Annotated in this window: 15 protein-coding genes; 1 reads left to right on the top strand and 14 read right to left on the bottom strand. The window is 64.2% G+C overall.

What is annotated here, in order from left to right:
* Window positions 1-193 precede the first annotated feature (193 nt).
* The 14 genes from trxA to ASC48_RS03570 all read right to left on the bottom strand — a co-directional run bounded on the left by trxA (window position 194) and on the right by ASC48_RS03570 (window position 19,375).
* Complete coding sequence (trxA, locus tag ASC48_RS03635; protein WP_050473364.1) at window positions 194-514, bottom strand: thioredoxin; 321 nt, start codon at window positions 512-514, stop codon at window positions 194-196.
* Between the two features lie 129 nt (window positions 515-643).
* Entirely contained in the window at window positions 644-4,162 is a 3,519-nt protein-coding gene (gene addA / locus ASC48_RS03630) for a double-strand break repair helicase AddA (protein WP_055454452.1), read from the bottom strand.
* Window positions 4,159-7,302, bottom strand: coding sequence for a double-strand break repair protein AddB (gene addB, locus ASC48_RS03625; protein WP_055454451.1), 3,144 nt, complete (start codon window positions 7,300-7,302; stop codon window positions 4,159-4,161). The genes addA and addB overlap by 4 nt, the downstream gene beginning before the upstream one ends.
* Window positions 7,303-7,330: 28 nt before the next feature.
* Window positions 7,331-8,065 (bottom strand): nucleotidyltransferase family protein, encoded by a 735-nt coding sequence (locus tag ASC48_RS03620; RefSeq protein WP_055454450.1) that lies wholly within the window; start codon window positions 8,063-8,065, stop codon window positions 7,331-7,333.
* 200 nt (window positions 8,066-8,265) lie between these two features.
* The gene (tsaE, locus tag ASC48_RS03615) at window positions 8,266-9,825 is read right to left on the bottom strand and encodes a tRNA (adenosine(37)-N6)-threonylcarbamoyltransferase complex ATPase subunit type 1 TsaE (RefSeq protein ID WP_055454449.1); all 1,560 of its coding nucleotides are present in this window, start codon (window positions 9,823-9,825) and stop codon (window positions 8,266-8,268) included.
* A 7-nt stretch (window positions 9,826-9,832) separates the two neighbouring features.
* Window positions 9,833-12,355, bottom strand: coding sequence for a PAS domain-containing sensor histidine kinase (locus ASC48_RS03610; protein ID WP_208975527.1), 2,523 nt, complete (start codon window positions 12,353-12,355; stop codon window positions 9,833-9,835).
* A 226-nt stretch (window positions 12,356-12,581) separates the two neighbouring features.
* Window positions 12,582-13,970, bottom strand: coding sequence for an adenosylhomocysteinase (gene ahcY / locus ASC48_RS03605; protein ID WP_055454448.1), 1,389 nt, complete (start codon window positions 13,968-13,970; stop codon window positions 12,582-12,584).
* 216 nt (window positions 13,971-14,186) lie between these two features.
* On the bottom strand, window positions 14,187-14,522 hold the full coding sequence (locus ASC48_RS03600) for a PIN-like domain-containing protein (protein ID WP_244269996.1): 336 nt from the start codon (window positions 14,520-14,522) through the stop codon (window positions 14,187-14,189).
* Between the two features lie 57 nt (window positions 14,523-14,579).
* Window positions 14,580-15,047 carry a hypothetical protein gene (locus ASC48_RS03595; RefSeq protein ID WP_244269995.1) on the bottom strand — a complete coding sequence of 156 codons (468 nt, stop codon included), beginning with the start codon at window positions 15,045-15,047 and terminating at the stop codon, window positions 14,580-14,582.
* A 355-nt stretch (window positions 15,048-15,402) separates the two neighbouring features.
* Window positions 15,403-15,696: an HPr family phosphocarrier protein gene (locus ASC48_RS03590; RefSeq protein ID WP_019963682.1), complete on the bottom strand. Its 294-nt coding sequence runs from the start codon at window positions 15,694-15,696 to the stop codon at window positions 15,403-15,405.
* 32 nt (window positions 15,697-15,728) lie between these two features.
* Window positions 15,729-16,133, bottom strand: coding sequence for a PTS sugar transporter subunit IIA (locus ASC48_RS03585; protein WP_019963681.1), 405 nt, complete (start codon window positions 16,131-16,133; stop codon window positions 15,729-15,731).
* Between the two features lie 134 nt (window positions 16,134-16,267).
* Window positions 16,268-16,753 (bottom strand): HPr kinase/phosphorylase, encoded by a 486-nt coding sequence (locus tag ASC48_RS03580; protein ID WP_055454447.1) that lies wholly within the window; start codon window positions 16,751-16,753, stop codon window positions 16,268-16,270.
* Window positions 16,750-18,660, bottom strand: a complete 1,911-nt coding sequence (locus ASC48_RS03575; protein ID WP_141658862.1) for a sensor histidine kinase — start codon at window positions 18,658-18,660, stop codon at window positions 16,750-16,752. The genes ASC48_RS03580 and ASC48_RS03575 overlap by 4 nt, the downstream gene beginning before the upstream one ends.
* Window positions 18,661-18,676: 16 nt before the next feature.
* Window positions 18,677-19,375, bottom strand: coding sequence for a response regulator transcription factor (locus ASC48_RS03570; RefSeq protein ID WP_026355512.1), 699 nt, complete (start codon window positions 19,373-19,375; stop codon window positions 18,677-18,679).
* A gap of 421 nt (window positions 19,376-19,796) precedes the next feature.
* On the opposite strand from ASC48_RS03570, the gene ASC48_RS03565 reads away from it, so the two are divergent.
* Entirely contained in the window at window positions 19,797-21,407 is a 1,611-nt protein-coding gene (locus ASC48_RS03565) for a phosphoenolpyruvate carboxykinase (protein ID WP_055454446.1), read from the top strand.
* Window positions 21,408-21,592 lie beyond the last annotated feature (185 nt).

The raw sequence follows: 21,592 nt of genomic DNA, 5'->3' as shown, positions 1-21,592 counted from the left end.
TTCCATCAATTGGGTCTGCGAATATGAAAACGCAGGCCGTTCAACCGTCGGGCAGGCGGTATTTCCGCAAGGGAAACTTTCACCTGTTGCTTGCCCGTGACTGGAGGCGGCCTGCGGCTGTCTTTATCCATTCCCGCCGCTGCTGCCAACCTCTGCGAGCAGGGGCAGGCGGCGGGAATAAAGAGGTGGGGGATCAGAGCGCGCTCTTGATCCAGTCGGACAGCTTGCTCTTGGGAGCAGCGCCGACCTGAACAGCCATCGGCTCGCCGTCCTTGAACATGACGAGCATCGGAATGGACCGGACGCCATACTTGACGGCCATGGCCTGGTTCTCGTCGATGTTGATCTTGGCGATCTTCACCTGGCCGGCCAGCTCTTCGGAAATTTCCTCCAGAGCCGGGGCAATCATCTTGCACGGGCCGCACCACTCGGCCCAGAAATCAACCACGACCGGCTCGGACGACTTGAGGACGTCGGCATCAAAGCTGGCGTCGGTGACTGCGGTGGTAGCCATTTGCGTTCACTTTCCATGCGGTGCCCCCCTGAAGCACCCGGCTTCATGGACTCACCTTGTTGCGTTGTCCCGAACGTAGGAAGGCGGACCCGTCCCGTCAAGTAATCCCGCCGCTCAAGCAACGGGCCTTCAAGCGATCTTGCCCGTGCTCTTGAGGCTGGCGAGCACTGTGTCCAGCGCATCTTCGGGGGCCATCATCAGCTTCGGCGCGCTGGTCCACAGCAGTGCCGCCCTCACCTTGCGGTCCGGATAGATGTCCGAAACCAGCCGCCGGTAGACGGCAAGCTGGGCCAGATAGTCCGGCGGGATGCCGGCGGGGTCCGCCGGCACGTGCCGGTTTGTCTTGTAGTCGGCAATCAGCACCTCGTCCGGGCTCACCACCAGCCGGTCAATCTGGCCGGAGACGAAAGCTGTCACTCCGTCTGCCGTCACCATATGGCCGGAGATGGGCACCTCCGCCCGCCCGCCAGGGGCAAAGAGGGGGGCAAGATCCGGGTCTTCCAGAATGGCCATTACCTCGTCCAGCAGCTCGTCCTTGCGGGATGCAAAACGGGCGGGCAGGGAGGTTGCGACAAAGCGCCGCCCGGCGGCAGCGCGTTCCGCCTCCGGCAGATCCGGCAGCAATTCCAGCAGCCGGTGCATGAGGCGGCCGCGCTCCAGTGGATAGGCTTCCGCCTGCCGGTGTGCTTCCAGCGCCGAAAGCCCGTCCGGCGCCTCGATGCCCTCCTTCATCTCCATCGCGTCAAACACGCGGGAGGGCTGAAGCCGGGGCATGCGGGCGGGCGGAGTCACCGGGCGGGTCAGCCACTCCGGCACAGGGACGGCAGGTTTCTTTGCTTCCGGCTCAGCGTGGGCGCCGTGTGTCCTCAAGGGAGCTGCCGGATCCGTGCCGGGCTTGCGCCACAACCATGCGGTGACAGTTCCATCGGGGGCGGTGACTTCCTCGGCTTCCGGCTTCAGCGCGCTGGCAGCCAGCTCATACCAGCAGCCTTCTTTGGGGCCTTTGGCAGGCTGCCAGCCGCAGATGATCAGCCGGTCCTCGGCGCGGGTCATGGCGACATAAAGCAGGCGCCTGTATTCCTCGGCGGCACTGGCGCGGAATTTTTCGATGGCCTCAGTTTGCCAGCTCATGCGCTCTGCCTTCACCGGCAGCCACACCAATGCGGGGGCCTGTTCTGCGTCATCCTTTGGTTTGAAAGGCAGGAAGGACGGGTCGTGATGGCTGCTGACGGGGGCGTTGCATGGGTCGACCAGAATGACGATCGGTGCCTCCAGCCCCTTGGAGCCATGCACCGTCATGATGCGCACCAGCCCGGCGGCATTGGTCAGCTCGCGCTTGATCTCGGTGGGGGCCGCGGCGAGCCAGGCAAGGAAGCCTTCAAGGCCGGGAATGCCGGTCTGCTCATAGCCCATGGCCAGCGCCAGAAACTCGTCCAGCACGTCATCCACTTCAGGTCCCATGCGGCCGCGGAAGGCCCGCCGCCCGCCATCGACGGACAGAAGCCTTGCGTAGAATTCGAAGGGCGGCATGAAGTCGGCTCGCGCGCGCCATGCTTCCAGCTGCTGGCGCACATGGTCCCAGCGGTCGCCCTCCTGCGCCTTTTTCAAGAGCCCCTGCCATAGGGTGCCGGGGCGGAGCCGCTCCACCGGATCGCGGGCAATTTCCAGCAGTGCATCGTCATCCAGGCCGAACAGCGGGCTTTTCAGCACGGCGGCCAGCGACAGGTCGTCTTCCGGCAGCAGCATGAAGCGGCCAAGGGCAACCAGATCCATCACCGCGATATGCTCGGTCAGCACCAGCCGGTCACTGCCCGCTGCAGGCACGCCCAGCCGCTTCATTTCCCGGTTCAGCGCTTCCACGAAGGGGCCGCGCTTGCGCACCAGGATCATCACGTCGCCGGGCCCTGCGGTGCCCTCGTCCATCCACCGGCGCAAGGTGGCGGCAATGCGCCTGGCCACCCGCAGCATGGGCGAACCGGTGCCAAGATGATCCACCGGCAAGGTCCAGTCCTCCGGCTCCTCGCTCTCCAGCGGCTCTTCCAGCGGCCAGATTTCAACGAGCCCGGGATCGCGGCGGATCGCTTCATGCACCGGGGGCTTCACTTCCTGCGACAGGCCGGCATGGGCTTCGGCGGGCAGGAACACCCGGTCCACCGCGCCCAGCACATCAGGCGTCGAGCGGAAGGAAAGCTGCAGCTCCACCGGATGGAACGGCTGGTCCGCCTGCGCGGCGCGCTTGTCGAAATAGCGGCGCATCTCGTCGAAATAGGCGGGCACGGCGCCTTGAAAGGAATAGATCGACTGCTTCTCGTCACCCACGGCGAAGATGGTGCGCGGGCCGCGTCTTGCGCCCTCGCCGGAGAAGAACTCTTCCGCCAGCGAGCGGATCACCTGCCACTGCCGGGGGCTCGTGTCCTGTGCCTCGTCCACCAGAATGTGGTCCAGTCCCTGATCCAGCTTGAACTGCACCCACTGGGCCGCATCGCTGTTGGCCAGAAGATTGGCGGCGCGCACCACGAGGTCTTCGAAATCCAGCACCCCGCGCCGGGCCTTGCCCGCCTCGTAATGGCCGATGACGCCATCGGCGAGGCGGAAGATCGCAGCCGTGCCTTCCAGCGTGACGATGGCGCGGCGTTTCTCCAGCAGGGCCACAAGCCGGGCCTGTTCGGCCTGCATGTCCTCTGCCACTTTCGGAAACTGTTTGATGATGCCGGCCGTGCACAGGCGCTTGGCCGGTTCCATGGCCTGCGTGAAGAATGCCCGCAGCCAGTTGTGACGGAAGGTGGCGGGATCGCCGCCGGGCTTCAGTCCTTCGGCGGCAGCAGCCAGAAGGTCCGCCTTCTCACCGTCGGCCTTGGTGCCCAGCCGCAGCGCTTCGGCAACGGCCAGCGGATCGCGGATGAGGCGGCCTTCCAGAAGCTCTTCGTCCAGCGCCTCAAGACTTGCGCCCGGCTCCAGCCCGAAATCCCGCGCAAGGTTTTCGAGTGCCGCGTCCAGATCTCCGGCGCTGACGATCCAGTTGCGCAAGGCATCGCGCCGGTTGATGGCCTCGGCCAGAACCTCCTCGACAGCCGCGTCCGGCATCAGGCCGATCAGCCGTTGCAGTGCTGCGCCCAGCGGGCTTTCCGGCTCGGTCTCTGCGGCATGCAGCACGAAGGCGCGGGCCTCGGCCATCAGCTCCGCCGCCAGCCGGTCGTCCAGCACGGAGAAATGCCCGGCCACATTGGCTTCCAGCGGAAACTGGTGCAGCAGCGCCTCGCAGAAGGCGTGGATGGTCTGGATCTTCAGCCCGCCCGGCGTTTCCAGCGCCTGCGCAAACAGCCGCCGCGCCCCGGCAAGCCGTGCGCGGGACGGGGGCGTTCCGTCGATGGCGGCAATTTCCTTTGCCAGATCATCATCGCTCAAGGCGATCCACTGGCCGAGGATCTTGAACACACGGGTTGCCATCTCGGCAGCGGCCGCCTTGGTGAAGGTGAGGCAAAGAATGCGCGAGGGATCGGTGCCATCCAGCAGCTGGCGCACCACCCGGCGGGAGAGAACAAAAGTCTTGCCCGAGCCCGCATTGGCGCTCACCCAGGCCGAGGCGTGAGGCCGGGAGGCAAGGTCCTGCCGCTGAAGCGTTGCAAGGGGGATCTGCGGCCCGCTCATTCGCTGTCCTCCGAACCGCTGGCCCATTCCTTCACCCGGGCAAGGTGATCATAGGGGCCGTTGAGGTCGCGCTCCTTCTCCACCCTTGCCCGGGAGAGATAGCCGCGCCCCTCGTCCTGATAGGCCGCCACTAGCTGCTCCAGGCGTTTCCAGGCATCTTCGGCCAGTTCCTCGATGGTGCGGTCCTTCGGCTGGCGTGATTCCACCTTCAGCGCCGTGCGCCCGCCCTTCAGTTCGATGTAGAGCATGTCGGACACCGGGTCGCCCGCAGGCACGCTGCCGAAGCCGCCGCGCCGGATCATGGCCACTTCCAGCGGCAGCTGCGGCGACAGCAGCGCTTCCACCTGTTTGATGCTGGGCACGGCGCCGGTCTTGTAGTCGATCACCGCCAGCGTGCCGTCCTGCATCAGATCGATGCGGTCGGCGCGGCCGGTCAGGCGGAATCCGGCTCCCGGCAGGGTCAGTTCTACTCCGCCGGAAATTTCGAGGAAGCGCTGGCGGATCAAGGGTTCCCGCTGGCGTTCAAAGGCGACAAACTCCTCGGCAATGCGCAGGAAACGCGGCCACCACAGGGCGCGGATGGCCGGGAAGGCATCAAGCGGGGCAAACAGTTCCGCGCCGATCTCCACCAGCCGCGCCACGGCCTTGTGATCCAGATCGCCATGCCATTCGGACAGGAACAGCGCCAGCGCGTCATGGATGATCGACCCCTTGTCGGCGAGCGTCGGCGAGCCGCCGATGGGGTCCACCGGCTCAAGGCCCAGGATGCGGCGGGCGAAGATGGCATAAGGATCACGCACCAGCCGTTCGACTTCGGTGACTGACAGGCGCACTGGCCTTGCGCTCAGGGGCGGCTTCGGTGCGGGCCGTTCCGCCGGGGTGACGGGGCCTTCGGCAAGATCGAGCTGGCCAGCGAGCTCCGTCCAGCGCCGCCCGCGTTCCAGCAAGGCAGCTTCCGCCTCAGGCCCGGCCAGCGTCAGCAGCCTTTGCAGCCAGCGGGAGGCAACGGTGGGCGCGCCATCGGCGCGGCTGGCACGGGAGAGGATTACGCGGCGCGCGCCCAGCCCTTGCACGAAGTCATGGGCGCCAGCCCCGATGCGCCGCTCCGGCGGCTCCAGCCCCATGTCGCGCTTCATCGGGCGGTTGAGCCATGGATCGTTGCGGGTGCGCTGCGGCCAGATGCCTTCGTTGAGACCGCCGAGAATGACCAGATCGGGCCGCTGCAGGCGCGCTTCCATGGGGCCGAGGATCTGCACCCGCGGATCGCCCGGCAGGCGGCGGCGCACGGCGGTTCCGGCGATCAGCGCGGCGAAGACGGAGGGCCACTCGCGGGCAGGCACGGCAAGGCCGGCACGGCTGCTGTCCATCAGCCCGGTCAGCATCAGCGCCAGTGCATCGCCCGTCTCGCCCCGGTAAAGCTCCGCATCCGATCCGGTAGGGTCGCCAGCAATCTGTTGCAGCACCCTGGCATGGGCACGGGCGAGTTCGTCGACGGGAACGGGCTCCTTCCGCTCCAGCAGGCATTCCAGAGGCTCCAGCGCGGTGATCAGACGGTTGGCAAGATCGCTGACTGCGGCCCAGTCCTCTTCCACCAGCTTCTTCCAGCGCGGCGTATGGGCATCCTCGGCGGCAAGACGCGCGGCGGCAATCGCATCCGGCAGCCCGCGAGAGCCGAATTTCGGCGCGGGCCCGCGTAAGACGCCGCGCTCCAGCGAGCGGGCGGCGGAGCGGATGTCTTTTGTCTCCAGCCCCAACCGGGCCAGCGGATGTTTCAGCAGGGCCAGCAGATCCAGCGGCGCGCAGCCTTCCAGTGCAAGGCGCGCAGCCAGCATGGCCAGCACGGCGGGCGGCGTCTGGTCGAGCGGGCGTCCGGCGCTGTCATCCACGGTGATGTTCCAGCGGCCCAGCTCTTCCGCCACGCGGCGGGCGAGCAGGCGGTCGGGGGAGACAAGCGCCGCCGTTTCTCCGCGCTCCACCGCCTCGCGCAGGGCGATGGCAAGGCTCAGGGCTTCTTCCGCTTCATTGCGGGCGATCACCAGTTCGACCCCGTCAAGCGCGGCCTTGCGCTGCTCTGCCGGGGTCTGCTGCAGGAAGGAGGTCCATGCGTCGGTGGTGGAGGCCGGGCGCAGGGCTTCGCTCACCAGCGCCTCGCGGGCGGCGAGCTGCGGCGTTTCCGGAGGGCAGAGCGGCGTGACCTCGCGCCGGTCCACGCCCAGCCGGTCGAGCAGCTGCTTCAGGCCGTATTGCGGGTGGCCGTTCGTGCTGGGCTCATCCTGCGGCAGGGCGGCCTTGCCTGCAGCCACCCGAGGCTGCGGGGCGCGGCCAAGGGCGGCCCAGGACGCATCATCCATATGCATGTCCAGCCCCGGCAGCACGATGGCGCCCTGCGGCAGGTTTGCAATGGCTTTCAGCAGCTCGGCTGTGGCGGGCACGGTACCGGTCGATCCGGCGGCAATGACAGGGCCCTTGGGGGGATTGAGGCGCAGGCGTTCCGCCTCGCGCCGGATCAGCGCCGACCGGCGGGCCTTGGGGTCCATGGCGCCGCATTCGGCCAGATAGGCCGGCCAGGCAAGGCGCACGATGTCGAGGAATTCCAGCGTCACCTGCCAGTAGCGGGCATGATCCTCCGGCACGAGGCTGGCGAGCGCCGACCAGTCCGCTTCCTCGGTTTCCAGCTCGTCCATCAGGGTGATGAGGTCACCGGCCAGCCACGCGGCATCAGCGGCGGAAGCAGGAAGGCCCAGCGGCTCGTCCTCGCCAAGGGCCAGAACCTGACGGCGCAGGGCCGCCTTCCAGCCCATCACCAGCCGGGTCATCGCCAGCTTGCGCTCCAGCGGCGGCAGTTCGGGTGGCAGCGCCTCGCCGTCACCGGGGGCAGAGAGAAGCTGCAGGTCCTCATCCGCATCGCCCAAGGGGCGGATGTGCGGCAGCAGAACAGGCCGGCCGCCGAACATTTCCTGCACCAGCGCGGGCAGGGCACGGGCGGCGCGGCGGGTCGGCAGATAGAGGGTCACATCGGAGAGCAGCAGCGGATCATCGAGCGGCCGGAAGCCTTCGATCAGCCGCCCGTCCACCAGCGCTGCGATCAGCTCCCGGGAAAAATCCGCCGAGGGCGGAATGGAGAAAATCCGCGCTGCCATCAGTCCTGCCTGCCGTCCGGATCGGGTTTCAGTCTGCGCTTTCGCGCACGGCGAGTTCCGCCTCGGCGATGGCTTCCGGCGTGCCGATATGCAGCCAGATGCCTTCCATCAGCGTGCCATGCAGGCGCCCGGCCTCAATGGCCCGGTCAAACAGCACGTTGAGCGAGAACTTGCCCTCCGGCGCATCGTGGAAGAGGCGCGGATGCAGGATCGCCGCGCCCGCATAGGCAAAAGGCGCTACCGAACGCTCCGGCCGGCGCTCCAGAATGCCGTTCGGGTCCATCAGGAAATCGCCGCGCCCGTGATAGCCGGCGCTGTGTACCATGTCCGAGAGCAGCAGCAGCGCATCCATGCGCTCCGGATCAAAGGCGTCGATCATGTGTTCCAGATTGGGCTTCACGCCTTCCACCCAATAGGCGGTGTCGGCATTCAGCACGAAGAACGGATCATTACCCAGCAGCGGCAGGGCCTTGGCGATGCCGCCGCCGGTTTCCAGCAGGGCCTCGCGCTCGTCGGAAATCATGACCTCAAGGTCCTTGCGGCGGCGGGCATGCACCTCCACCAGATCGGCAAGGTAATGCACGTTGACGACGCAGCGCTTCACCCCGGCAGCCGCCAGCTTGTCCATGCCATGGTCGATCAGCGCCTTGCCGTTCACCTCGATCAGGGGTTTGGGTGTTGTCGCCGTGATCGGGCGCATGCGCTTGCCAAGCCCGGCAGCCAGGATCATTGCGCTATGGGGACGGAAAACGCCGTTCGTCATGAGAAACCTGCAAACTGCTCCGGTTGAAATCGCCTGCCGGAGATAGGAAGTACCGAAGCCGCCGGCAAGCCGGAGCCCCTCACCTGGTGCCTTTGTTTCGTTTGTCTTTTCGGGAAAACCGGTACCCACTTTTCCCTGACAAACTCTAGCAGTGCCTGCTTCGCGCCCTTAAGGCAAGTGCGGTCAGGCGCTGCACGGACCTAGCCAGTCCGTGCCCGGAACCAGTTCGCCAGTTCCGCCAGCGCCGGATGGGCGAGGGTGCGGTTGAGATAGTCCGTCATGCGCGGCATGTGGGCCATGTACTGCGGCTTGCCATAGGCATATTTCAGCCGCACGAAGGCCCCGAGGATCTTGGCGATGCGCTGCGCGCCCATGACCGCATAGGCAGCCCGGAACAACTCTTCGTCAAAGCCCGCGTCCTGCGCCTTGCGGCGGGCGAGGTAGCCGGTCAGCAATCCGTCTTCCAGCGCGCGCGGGATATCCACCCTGGCATCGAGCAGCAGGGAGGCAAGGTCATATGCAACGGGGCCAAGGACGCAATCCTGGTAGTCGATGAGGCCCAGTTTCGCGTGCCCCTCGCGCCCGTCCAGCCACAGGATGTTGGGGGAGTGATAGTCCCGCATCACCCAGCCGGTCTGCGCATCCTTGATCCGGGCAAAGGCCGTCTGCCACAGGGCGCGGTAATCCGCCCGCTCCTGCGTATCCGGCGCTGCGGGCAGGGTGGCGGGATCCGCTCCGGCACGCCAGGGCACATACCATTCGAGAAAGAGATCAGCCTCCGTCAGCAGGGCATTTTCCGAATAGGCCGGGATGATGTGGCGGGCCAGAAGGGCTCCGCCCATGCCGGTCACGGTCAGCTCCTGCGGCCAGTCCGTGTCCGAGTGCATGTCCGCCAGCAGCTGTGCTGCGGCGGCGTAGCGCTCCGCGATGGGGTGCCTGTCCGGCGTGATGATGCCTTCGCCGCCAAGGTTCTCCTGCAGCAGCAGGCCCGCATCCCGGTCGATGGCGTAAAGCTCCGGCGCGCTGTAACCGCGACGGCGCAGCTCGCCGGTCAGCGCGATGAAGGCATCGACAGTGCGGGCGCGGTGGACGGTTTCGCTGTAGCTGGGTATTTCGCCCGGCTTTGCCAGTTCATAGGCAGCGGGAGAGTTCATCAGCACCGCAGATTTCTGCGGCGTGCGGATCAGCTCATAGGCCCGCGCCGAGGCGTCTCCTGTCAGATAGCGCCGCTCTGCGCCTGCGAAACCTGCCTCCTCTGCCAGTGCCCGGATGCGCTGCGTCCGCGCCAGCCGCTGCGCCCAGCGGCTTTCCGCGGCAGGGCTGGCAAATGAGAAAGTCACCGCACGGGCATCATTCTCGCCGCAATGGGCGATGGACAGGATCAGCCGGCTGGCGGGAAGGAAACGGCCGGCCTTTTCCGGCCATTCGATCAGCGCCGCGCCCGTGGCCGTCAGATCCTCCAGCCCCAGTTCTTCCAGCTCTTCCGGCTCTTCCAGCCGGTAAAGATCGAGATGGGAGATGGTCAGCCGGCCCAGATCATAGGTCTGGACGAGGGTGAAGGTGGGGCTCGGCACTTCCAGCGCGGGGTCACCGGCAAAGGCGCGCAGCAGGGCGCGGCTGAAGGTGGACTTGCCCGCGCCCAGGTCACCGCTGAGCGCAATCACATCGCCGGGGCCAAGGATGGCGGCCATGTCTTCGGCCAGCCGCACCATGGCGGGTTCATCGGCTATGGTGAGGCTGAGTGAGGGCAGCGTGTTCATGCCGGGCTTACTCGGCAGCAACCCGGCCAGTCACTTCGGGCTTGGCGGGAAACGTGCAGGTGACGGTCGTGCCGCTCCCCTCCCGTGACTGGATCTCCACCTGACCGCCGTGCAGTTCCACGAAGCTCTTGACGATGGACAGGCCCAGCCCTGCACCGCGCCGCCTAGAGCCTGAGTCATGACCGACGAAGCGGTTGAATACGGCCTCGATCATCTCTTGCGGGATGCCGCAGCCATGATCCTTGACTGTGAAGACGACATTCGCGCCCTGCCGTTTGCAAGTTACGTCTATGATGCCACCCTCTTCGGAATAGCGGACGGCATTGGAAATCAGGTTGAACAGCACCTGCCGCAGCCGGCGCTCGTCTGCCAGCATGGTGCCAATATCGTCCGGTACGTGGGTGCGCAGCACGATCTGCGATTCGACCAGCCGGTCCTTCAGGCCCTCGACGGCGGCAGACACGGTCTGCGCCACATCCACTTCGCTGAGGTCCAGCTCCATGATGCCCGCATCAATGGTGGCCAGGTCGAGAATGTCGTTGATGATGGCGAGCAGAGCCGAGGACGAGGACAGGATATATTCCGCGTATTCGCCCTGCTTGTCGGAAAGCTCGCCGAATTTCGGATCGGACAGAAGCTGGGCAAAACCGATGATGTTGGTCAGCGGCGAGCGCAACTCGTAGGAAACGTGCTGGATGAAGGCGTTCTTCAGGTCATCCGCCTGTTGCAGCGCCTCGTTCTTTTCAACGAGGGCGCGCTCCACATTCACGCTGTCGGTAACGTTAACGAAGGTCACAAGGGTGCCACCATCCGGCAGGGGTACGGTGGCGTAATCCAGCACGGAGCCATCGCGCCGCTCCATACGGCCGGCCAGATGCGTGCGGCTGTCCATCAGCCCGGTGATGGAGCCGGCCAGCCGGCGCCAGGCTTCCATCTCGCCTGTGTTGGCGGCGCAGGTGTTCACGATGTCATTGACATGCGGCATGACCGAAAGCTGGTCTTCCGGCATGGCCCAGATTTCGCTGAAGGCCGGGTTCCACAGGCGCAGGCGGCCGTCAGAACCGAACACGGCGACAGCTTCGGACAGATTGTCCAGCGTCTCGCCCTGCACGCGGATCAGCGCGTTGTATCGGCTTTCCAGATCCAGCCGCTCGGTCACGTTCTCGTAGATATAGGTGACGCCGCCCTGCGGGTGCGGGTTGGCGATGACGCGCAGCGTGCGGCCGTCCGGCAGGTGCCACCAGCTTTCGCGCGCTTCCAGCGACTGGTAGCTTTCCAGCATCTTGGTGCGCCAGACGCGGTAATCGGCCTGCTCGGGCAGTTTGCGCCCGGCACGTAGCGTGTCGAGCACGATGCCATCTTCCGGCTGGCCGTCGAGAAAAGCGGTGTCCAGATCCCACAGGGCACGGAAGGCAGCGTTGTAGAATTGCAGCTTGCGGTCGGCGCCGTAGATGGCCACCGCCGTTGCCAGCTGGTCCAGCGTGCGCCCGTGAAATTCCTCGGTGCGCTTCAGTTCCTTCTTGGTACGGTCCAGCTCGGAAATATCGATGGCGATGCCGGCGCTGCCAACGTTGGAGCGCACGTCCGTCACTTCAAAGACGCGGCGCTCGCCTGCTGCCACAATCGGCATGCGTGAGCGGAAGCAGCCGTCATCGTTGCGCTCGCGGCTCATGGCCTCGCGGGCCGGGGCATCCAGGAATTCGACAGCGCCGCTGACGGCCGCCTCGGGTGAGGCGCAATCGACGGCGCGGGCATAGGCGCGGTTGGCCCAGTTGACCTTGCCTTCCGCATCCGTCTGCCACGCCGGGGCGGGCATCGCCTCCAGCAGGGCATGGAGCATGTAAAGTTCGCCGGAGAGCCGCGCGTTGCGGGCGGCAAGTTCTGCCTGCGACTGGCGGTCACCGGTCAGGTCACGCAGGCGCAGCACGGAGGCAGCACCCGCCGTGCGGCCCACAGCCTCGATATAGGTACGGTGGCGGGTTTCCAGCGTGATGCAGAAAGCCTCGCCAATGCTGCGCAGGCGCGCCAGATGATCTTCCAGCAGTTCGGCCGATTTCGCATCCAGCCAGCTGCCGAAGCTCAGAAGCTGCGCGGCGCTGCGTGGTGCGCCGCAGCTGTCCGGCAGATTGCCCCAGACATGCGGCGTCAGGCCCTGGCGTTCGCCAAGCCCGGTCCAGGCGATGATCCGCTGCTCTTCGGTGTTGAGCATGGATTCCAGCCGGTCGACGAAAAGCTTGAGATCGCGGTTCTCGCGCGAAAGTGCATCGATGCGGGCAGCGCTGGTGCGGCGGTTGCGCAGGAAGGCGAAGGAGGCCGTGACGGCAAAGGCGCAGGCCCCGCCAAGGGCGGCCAGCCAGACTATCTGGTCGGCGCCGAACTGTCCGTTGGAGGCGCTTGCCGCCTGTGCCAGGCTGCTGCCCATGCTGGCGGCGAGGGCAAAGGCGCTCACGCCCGAGAGGGAGAGCGTTTTCAGAATCCGTCTCCGCCGCCCTGCGCCCTTGCGCAAGCGTGAACCGCCGTCTACCGGCATCTGCCTACCTCTTTTGCCGCCATTCAGTCCGGCCGGAGGCCGGAGTCGTCAGGGATCTGCCTCAATCCCCTGATTCGTCCTGACCATACCTTGTTCGGGAATCGCGCTAAAGAGTCTGTTGATGAAAAGTTAACAGGCCCCGTCCGGGTGGACGGGGCCTGCATTTGTGCTTCTACGCAAGTCAGATTCCATGCGGCACAATATATAGTGTGCCGCGCGCTTGAAATCAGTACTTGTAGTGCTCCGATTTGAACGGGCCGGTCTTGTTAATCCCCAGATATTGGGCCTGGTCGTCCGTCAGTTCGGTTAACGAGACGCCCAGCTTGGCGAGGTGCAGGCGGGCCACCTTCTCGTCCAGATGCTTCGGCAGCACATAGACCTCATTCTTGTACTGATCACCACGGGTGAAGAGTTCGATCTGCGCCAGCACCTGGTTGGTGAAGCTCGCCGACATCACGAAGCTCGGATGGCCGGTGGCATTGCCAAGATTGACGAGGCGGCCCTGCGACAGAAGGATCATGCGCTTGCCGTCCGGGAAGACGACCATGTCGACCTGATCCTTCACCGGGCGCCACTGCAGGTTCTTCAGCGCGGCAACCTGGATCTCGTTGTCGAAGTGACCGATGTTGCAGACGATCGCCATGTCCTTCATCGCCCGCATATGGTCGAGGGTAATGATGTCCTTGTTGCCGGTGGCAGTGACAAAGATGTCAGCCGTGCCGGCCACCTGATCCAGCGTCTTGACTTCGAAACCGTCCATGGCGGCCTGCAGGGCGCAGATCGGGTCGATTTCGGTGACGATGACGCGTGCGCCCGCGCCTGCCAGCGACTGGGCCGAGCCCTTGCCGACATCGCCATAGCCGCAAACCACGGCGACCTTGCCCGACATCATCACGTCGGTGCCGCGGCGGATGCCGTCCACCAGCGATTCACGGCAGCCATAGCGGTTGTCGAACTTGGACTTGGTGACGCTGTCGTTCACGTTGATGGCCGGGAAGGGCAGCTGGCCCTTCTTCTGCATCTCGTAAAGGCGCAGCACGCCCGTGGTGGTCTCTTCGGTGACGCCCTTGATCAGATCGCGCTGCTTGGTGAACCAGCCTGGGTTCTTGGCCATGCGCTTCTTGATCTGGGCAAAGAGGTATTCTTCCTCTTCGGACTTCGGATCTTCGATGAGGCTTGTCTCACCGGCTTCGACGCGGGCGCCGAGCAGGATGTAGAGCGTGGCATCGCCGCCATCGTCGAGGATCATGTTGGCGCCTTCCGGGAAGTCGAAGATCCGGTCGGCATAGTCCCAGTATTCTTCCAGCGTCTCGCCCTTGATGGCGAAGACCGGAATGCCGGCAGCGGCAATGGCGGCAGCGGCCTGATCCTGGGTGGAATAGATGTTGCAGGATGCCCAGCGGACTTCGGCGCCAAGGGCCACCAGCGTCTCGATGAGCACGGCCGTCTGGATGGTCATGTGCAGCGAGCCGGCGATACGGGCGCCCTTCAGCGGCTTGGACGCGGCGAATTCGGCGCGGCTGGCCATCAGGCCCGGCATTTCGGTTTCGGCGATCTCGATTTCCGTCCGGCCCCAATCGGCGAGCTTGATGTCCTTGACGATATAGTCGGTCATGACCTGATCCTGTTCTGATCTGTTTTCAGCAGCCACCCAACGGCGGCACGAAGGTGCACTGCACCCGGCCAGGCCTGCCCGCCTCACGGCAACAGCCCCGGAATCCCGTTCCGCTCCTTATATAGCGGCCTTTCAGCCCTATCAATGCGGATATAAAGATTTCTTTATATGAGGAAGGAAATGTGGGAATGGGGTTAAGGGAGTGTTGGCGGGGCGTCAGCGCAAGGATGATGGCTTCAACGATTTAAGAGGAAGTTCGAACATCGAGCCGGGTGCGACATTTGCAGCGATCGATTCTATGGCAGGCCACAGAGCAATCAGGCGCTCAGCCTGTTTCAGGACGGGCGATTTATACAGACCTGATGACAGGAACATCCCGATAATCTTGGAGGACTGGAAAGCTGACTTTTCAATCTTGTTGCGGGTAATGCGCCGGTCACCCGATATCAGAACCCAGCCCCCTTCGCGGTTAAGTGCAGTGATAAGATCTACGTCTTTGATGCTGGGATCGAATTTTTCTTTCAGAGCATTGATCTCATATCCATCGCCCATCAAGGCATGTAATGCCCCGGGGAATGCGTGGTGACAGATTATGGTCAAACAACACTTTCAAGCGGCTAGCTGTTCCTCATATGCGACGGCGTCACGGACGACTTGAACAGGAACCTCATAAAGTTCTGAAACCAGCTGCTCTGATCCCTCGGCTTTGACCGCTTGTGCCAGGGTAATGGTGGGAATGTTGTAGTGAGCAGTCGTTGGCTGGCCGAAAACAAGGTCCGGGTCGATGATGATGGAAGGCTTTCCCTTGAACGGCCGCCAGCGGGTAACCGAGCCCTCTTCAATATCAAGATCCTTGAACGTCCGCTCAATCACGCTCTTCAGGACATATTGTTTCTGGCGCAGGTCAAGCAGTGTTTCCTGGTCGTCAGGTGAAACACTGTTGAGAAATATGGTCCGTCCATCGGTCAGGAAGCGCTGGGTCGAAAATGGATGTGAGGCCCCGACACACTCCTGAGCATGGATGAGACAGCGCCTGATTGTCTGGACTGCAAGTCCTGCACTGATGAATTCCTTCACGAACCGAAGTTCTATCAGGTCCCTGAAGCCCAACTCGAGAGTGTCATCGTCTGTCTGGAGCTGTGGCTGCCAGAGGGGGGCACTTGAACATGTTCCGCACCATGCTTGTAGCTGTAGCCGCCAAGCCAGCGGCGGATGCTGCGCACAGGTATGCCAAGCAGGCGGGCTGCGTCGCCTGCCGTATAGAAACCCGTTCCAATGGCTGCTGATGGCGCACTCATTAGTGAGCACCCTTATGCGTCAAGCTTCAGATAAAGTATCGGCCAGAACTGAAGCCGGTCAAATGAGAAAGATAAAAACTGCAAATATAAATAGATGTAATATCCCGGTTGAGCGTGTGAGGAAGCAGCGCCCCTCAATCTTCCTCGCCAAACTTGTCCGCCACAAGCGCGGCGATGGCGGTCAGGGCGGCTTCGGCTTCGGGGCCGGTCACTTCCACGTGGATGCAGCAGCCGGGTGCTGCGGCCAGCATCATCAGGCCCATGATCGAGGTGCCGCCGACGGTCTGTCCGTCCTTTGACACGCGCACATCCGCGTTGAACGTATCCACCAGCTTCACCAGCTTGGCGGAGGCGCGGGCGTGGAGACCGCGCTGGTTGACGATCAGCAGGCTGCGTTCGAGGCGTGTCATGTTTGGCGCGGCATCCATCGTGGTCAGTGACTTTCTTCGGGGCGCTGGCGTCAGCCGTTGCCGGACAGAACCTGGCTGGCGACGGAGATGTATTTCTGGCCGGCCTTGCGGGCTTCCTCCACCGCATCGGCAAGGCCCCGGTCGGCGCGCACGCTCGCCAGCTTGATCAGCATCGGCAGGTTCACCCCGGCAATTACCTCGATGGTCTTGCCGTCCATTACGGAGATGGCGAGGTTCGAGGGCGTGCCGCCGAACATGTCGGTCAGGAGCACGACACCTGCGCCGGTGTTCACCTCCTCGACAGCGCCGAGGATATCCTGGCGGCGCTGCTCCATGTTGTCCTCCGGGCCGATCGCAATCGTTGCGACCTGCGTCTGCGGGCCAACCACGTGCTCAAGTGCCGCCTTGAACTCTTCCGCCAAGCGGCCATGGGTCACGAGTACCAGTCCAATCATGCCTTGCCGACCTGTGTCTTTCGTCGTGGGTCCGGTCTGTCCGGTTTCCCGGGGCTTGCGCCGGATCTGAACGCTGTTGCCGCAATGTCGGCAAGCGTGGCGCCCAAAGCAAGCAGTTTTCTCATTAACACGGCCTAAACAGGCGGCCGCTTTCCCGGATAAATCGCGCGCAGGGCCTCCCGGATCAAGGCCACTGCGCCTGCCGCATCGCCGGAGGGCACCGGCTGGCGGGCAATCAGCCGGTCCAGCAGCACCGTGGAAAGGGCATCTGCCTCCGGCATGCGCTCGAGTTCTGCTGCCGGCTCAAGATCGGCCACAAGGCTGATCAGGGCCGCAGGCTCATGGAGAACCGGCACGATGCCGCGCCCGCGCAGCTCCGCCAGCCCGGAGATGGTCTGCGGCGCCCGCGCCCTCAGACCTGCCTCTGTGGCATCCAGCAGGCACTGGTCATCGGCCACATGGGCGGCGAAATGGCCGTTGCGGCCAGCCCGCTCGACCAGTTCTGCCGCCAGCCTCGACTTGCCGGAGCCCGAGGGGCCGCGGATCAGCACACCCGTGGTGCCGAGGATGACCGCGCAGCCATGCACCAGCAGGCCGCCATGAGCTGCATGGCCGCTCATGCGCTGCCGCCTGCGGGCAGGGTGATGATGAAGCGCGCACCCAGAATGGTCTTCTCACCGGTTTCCGGATCGGTCTCAGTGCGGTTTTCCGCCGTGATCGTGCCCCGGTGCGCCTCGATGATCTGGCGCGAGATCGACAGGCCAAGGCCGGAGTTGTTGCCGAAGGCCTCGCCATCGGGCCTGTCGGTATAAAAGCGCTCGAAGATGCGCTCGATCTTCTCGGCCCGGATGCCGGGGCCGTCATCATCAACGGTGATGACAACCGTGTTGCCTGTGCGGCTGGCGCCAATGCGCACGGTGCCGCCGGGGGGCGAGAAGGAGCGGGCATTGTCGATCAGATTGTTGATCACCTGCGCCAGACGGCTGTCATGGCCGAGGATCAGATAGCCTTTCTCCTCCGCCTTTTCGGCGGCCTTGTCGGCATGCCGGTCCTGACGGGTGCTGCTGCCCTTCACATCCGCATTCTTCACGTCCGCGATGGTCAGGATCACGCGCGGTGCATCTTCGGCGGCACGCTGGTTGGCCATGTCGGCAACATTGCGCAACAGGCGGCTGGCATCCAGCGCTTCCGCACTGCCGCGCGCCAGTTCCGCATCCAGCCGCGAGGCATCGGAAATGTCGGTGATCAGGCGGTCGAGGCGGCGCACGTCATGCTGGATCACCTCCAGCAGGCGCGCGCGCGAAGTGTCCGATTTCGCCAGCGGCAGGGTTTCCACGGCGCTGCGCAGCGAGGTCAGCGGGTTTTTCAATTCATGCGCCACATCGGCCGCAAAGCGCTCGATGGCATCCATGCGGTTATAGAGCGCATTGGTCATGTCGCGGAAGGAGCGGGCAAGATGGCCGATTTCGTCCTGCCTGTCGGAAAACTCCGGGATCTCCTGACGTGACTTGCCGCCGCGCCGCACCCGCTCAGCCGCCGCAGCAAGGCGGCGCACGGGGCCGGCAATGGTGCCGGCCGTCAGGATCGACATGACGAGCATGACGCCTGCGGCCACCATGAACACGCGGATGATCGCGATCCGTTCGGCGCTGACGATGGCGTCAATGTCTCCCCCTTGCGTGGAGAGCAGCAGCGCGCCCACCACCTGCCGGAACCGCTGGATCGGCACGGCCACCGAGACGATCAGCTCGCCGCGCGGCGACAGGCGCACGATGCTGGCGGGGGAGCCGGAAACGGCGGCTTCCACCTCAGGATAGATCAGCCCGTCACCGGCACCGGCTTCCTGATAGACCGGCAGGTCGCCGCGCCGCAGCCAGATCTTCACCGACTGCCAGATCCGGTCAAAGAAGCCGTCCTCCTGCACCGTGGGCGGGGACAGGTCGTAGCGCATCACCTGGCTGTAAAGCTGGCGCGAATCAAGGATCAGCATGCCTTGCGTGTCATAGATCCGGGCGCGGGTCTTGGTCGGCGAGATCAGCCGCCGCAGCACCGGCCCGACACGCTCGGGATTGACCGGGAAATCGAGGGATTCCAACGTGGTGGTGCTGGGCATCAGGGTTTCGCCCGCCTGCATCTGCAATAGGCGTTCCGGGTCAACCGTAATGGCGCCCGTGTCCACCGTGGCCGAGGCGGCGATGGCGCCGGCGATGATCTCGCCCTGCGTCAGAAGGCTCTGCACACGGGCGTCGATCAGCCCGGCGCGGAACTGGTTCAGGTAGAGAATGCCGGAGACCAGGGCGATGAGGCCGGCGAGGTTCAGCACCACGATGCGCCGGGTCAGAGAGGAGAAGACATAGGTGCCGAGCAGTGCCCCGGCCCGGTTCAGGAACCTCCGGCGCAGGCGCGGGTTGCCAAGGTGGCGCAGGGCAGCCGGAGACGTGCGTTCGCCCGCGCTGTCCTCTGCGCGGGCGTTGCCATCTTGCTCCTTCGTGTGAAGGCGCATGTCTTCCCCGGTGTCAGTTGCCATCTGGCGTCAGGAACCCTCAGGTCTCCCGGAACCGGTAGCCGACGCCATAAAGGGTCTCGATCATGTCGAAGTCGTCGTCCACCATCTTGAATTTCTTGCGCAGGCGCTTGATGTGGCTGTCGATGGTCCGGTCGTCCACATAGACCTGATCATCATAGGCCGCATCCATCAGTGCATTTCGGCTCTTCACCACGCCCGGGCGCTGGGCCAGCGCCGAGAGGATGAGGAACTCGGTCACGGTCAGCGTCACCGGCTTGCCGTTCCAGGTGCAGGTGTGGCGCTCCTGATCCATCAGAAGCTGGCCGCGTTCCAGCAGCTTGTCGCCATCCTCGCGCGGGGCGGAGGCATCGCGCGGCTGTACCCGGCGCAGCACGGCGCGCACACGCTCCACCAGCAGGCGCTGGGAGAAGGGTTTGCGGATGAAATCGTCCGCGCCCATCTTCAGGCCGAACAGCTCGTCGATCTCGTCATCCTTGGAGGTGAGGAAGATCACCGGCAGATCCGAGGTTTGGCGCAGGCGGCGCAGCAGTTCCATCCCGTCCATCCGCGGCATCTTGATGTCGAAGATCGCGAGATTGGGGGTGTCGCTGAGAAGACCATCCAGGGCGGAAGCGCCATCCGTATAGGTCTGGACCCTGTATCCTTCCGATTCCAGTGCAATGGAAACCGAAGTCAGGATGTTACGGTCATCGTCGACGAGTGCAATAGTCGGCATGATGCGGGTCTTCGTCCTTTGATCCGTCAATGTCGTAACTCACCTTCAGCCTTTGGCCCCGCAATTGCGCATAAAATAAGGCAAAGGCAATTGCATACCAACTCTTTAATCTTCTGCCGGTTCCATTAGCCGCCGTTTTTGTAAGGCGGGAACCTCGGCGCCCGTCTGTCATGTGGGTGTGATCTGCGAAAGACAAAGTGCTCTGCGTCACAGTTTTGCTTAAATTCACGGTCCAAAATAAATCGTTCTGCCAAGTCTTTGTTTTTTAATCGATTAAATGGTCAAATCATCCTTTCTGTTCTCTTGTTGCGCAGTGGCAGATCAACTAGGGTCCGCCTGCGCCGGGACTTGAGGGGCAGCAGATCAGGTGCGATCCCCTGGTCCTCCGGCGCGTGTAGACAGATTAAGGGACTGCGCGATCATGAAAGAGACAGGTGTCCGGAACCCGGCCTGCGGCCTTGAAACAATCGGCCTGACGGGGCTCGGTGCGATTTATTGGAACCAGAACGAGCCGTCTCTTTACGAATACGCGCTGCAGCGCGGTGAGGCGCGGCTGTCGGCCGGCGGGGCTCTGGTGGCTGACACCGGCACCCACACGGGCCGTTCGCCGAAGGACAAGTTCGTTGTCTGTGATGCTTCGACCGAAGATCAGGTCTGGTGGGACAACAACGCGAAGATGACGCCGGAGCAGTTCGACGTTCTGCTGGGCGACTTCCTCGATCATGCCAAGGGTAAGGATCTGTTCGCGCAGGATCTCTACGGTGGCGCCGAGGCAGCCTATCGTCTTCCCGTGCGTGTCTATACCCAGTTTGCCTGGCACTCGCTGTTTATCCGCAACCTGCTGATCCGGCCGAAGGCGGAAGATCTGGCCACCTTCGTGCCGAAGATGACGATCATCGATCTGCCGGACTTCAAGGCCGATCCGGCCCGTCACGGCTGCCGTTCCGAAACGGTCATAGCCTGCGACCTGTCGCGCATGATCGTGCTCATCGGCGGCACGTCCTATGCCGGCGAGATGAAGAAGTCCGTCTTCACCTTCCTCAACTACCTGCTGCCGCCGCAGGGCGTCATGCCGATGCATTGCTCTGCCAACGTCGGCAAGGACGGCGACACGGCTGTCTTCTTCGGCCTGTCGGGCACCGGCAAGACCACGCTCTCCGCTGATCCGGAGCGCACACTTATTGGTGACGACGAGCACGGCTGGGGCAAGACCGGCGTCTTCAACTTCGAAGGCGGCTGCTACGCCAAGACCATCAAGCTGTCGAAGGAAGCCGAGCCGGAGATCTTCTCCACGACGCAGCGCTTCGGCACCGTGCTGGAAAACGTGGTGCTGGATGAAGCCCGCGTGCCGGACTTCGACAATGGCTCGAAAACCGAGAACACCCGTGCGGCCTATCCGATCCACTTCATCTCGAATGCCAGCGCCACCGGCGTCGCTCCGCAGCCGAAGACGATCATCATGCTGACCGCCGATGCCTTCGGCGTGATGCCTCCGATCGCCCGTCTGACCCCGGCGCAGGCCATGTATCACTTCCTTTCCGGCTACACCGCCAAGGTGGCCGGCACGGAAAAGGGCGTCACCGAGCCGCAGGCGACCTTCTCAACCTGCTTCGGCGCACCCTTCATCCCGCGCCACCCGAGCGAATACGGCAACCTGCTGCGTGACCTCATCGCCGAGCAGGGCGTGGACTGCTGGCTGGTGAACACCGGCTGGACGGGCGGCGCCTATGGCACCGGAAGCCGCATGCCGATCAAGGCAACCCGCACGCTGCTGCGCGCCGCGCTGGATGGCTCGCTGAAGAATGCCGCCTTCCGCATGGACCCGAACTTCGGCTTTGCCGTTCCGGAAGCCGTGCCGGGCGTCGACAGCGCCATCCTGAACCCGCGCGAAACCTGGGCCGACAAGGCCGCCTATGACGCGCAGGCCAAGAAGCTGGTGCAGATGTTCATCGACAACTTCGCCAAGTTCGAAGACGCGGTGGACAGCTCCGTTCTGGCTGCAGCTCCGGCTTCGCGCAACGCGGCTGAGTGAGCCACTTTCCCGTACGGGAATGACATGAGAGACAGCCGCAGCCCCGCTGCGGCTGTCTCGCGTTTTACAGCTTCCCAAACGGGCCCCGGCATGCGCACCCATCATGCCTGGTTCCGCTGCAGCGCCCCGGCCCTCCGGGGCGCTGTTCTTTTCTTGTCCGCATTCTTGCAGCTGAACCGGCTGAG

It is taken from the genome of Pannonibacter indicus, assembly GCF_001418225.1.
In the GTDB taxonomy this organism is placed as follows: Bacteria; Pseudomonadota; Alphaproteobacteria; order Rhizobiales; family Stappiaceae; genus Pannonibacter; species Pannonibacter indicus.
This window is presented reverse-complemented; position numbering and strand designations above follow the sequence as displayed.

Coding starts and splice junctions, on each gene's coding strand:
- tsaE (WP_055454449.1), bottom strand. CDS start 9,825: ATGAACACGCTGCCCTCACTCAGCCTCACCATAGCCGATGAACCCGCC.
- ASC48_RS03590 (WP_019963682.1), bottom strand. CDS start 15,696: ATGGATGCCGCGCCAAACATGACACGCCTCGAACGCAGCCTGCTGATC.
- ahcY (WP_055454448.1), bottom strand. CDS start 13,970: ATGACCGACTATATCGTCAAGGACATCAAGCTCGCCGATTGGGGCCGG.
- ASC48_RS03580 (WP_055454447.1), bottom strand. CDS start 16,753: ATGAGCGGCCATGCAGCTCATGGCGGCCTGCTGGTGCATGGCTGCGCG.
- addB (WP_055454451.1), bottom strand. CDS start 7,302: ATGGCAGCGCGGATTTTCTCCATTCCGCCCTCGGCGGATTTTTCCCGG.
- ASC48_RS03565 (WP_055454446.1), top strand. CDS start 19,797: ATGAAAGAGACAGGTGTCCGGAACCCGGCCTGCGGCCTTGAAACAATC.
- ASC48_RS03585 (WP_019963681.1), bottom strand. CDS start 16,133: ATGATTGGACTGGTACTCGTGACCCATGGCCGCTTGGCGGAAGAGTTC.
- ASC48_RS03570 (WP_026355512.1), bottom strand. CDS start 19,375: ATGCCGACTATTGCACTCGTCGACGATGACCGTAACATCCTGACTTCG.
- ASC48_RS03620 (WP_055454450.1), bottom strand. CDS start 8,065: ATGACGAACGGCGTTTTCCGTCCCCATAGCGCAATGATCCTGGCTGCC.
- trxA (WP_050473364.1), bottom strand. CDS start 514: ATGGCTACCACCGCAGTCACCGACGCCAGCTTTGATGCCGACGTCCTC.
- addA (WP_055454452.1), bottom strand. CDS start 4,162: ATGAGCGGGCCGCAGATCCCCCTTGCAACGCTTCAGCGGCAGGACCTT.
- ASC48_RS03600 (WP_244269996.1), bottom strand. CDS start 14,522: ATGGGCGATGGATATGAGATCAATGCTCTGAAAGAAAAATTCGATCCC.
- ASC48_RS03610 (WP_208975527.1), bottom strand. CDS start 12,355: ATGCCGGTAGACGGCGGTTCACGCTTGCGCAAGGGCGCAGGGCGGCGG.
- ASC48_RS03575 (WP_141658862.1), bottom strand. CDS start 18,660: ATGGCAACTGACACCGGGGAAGACATGCGCCTTCACACGAAGGAGCAA.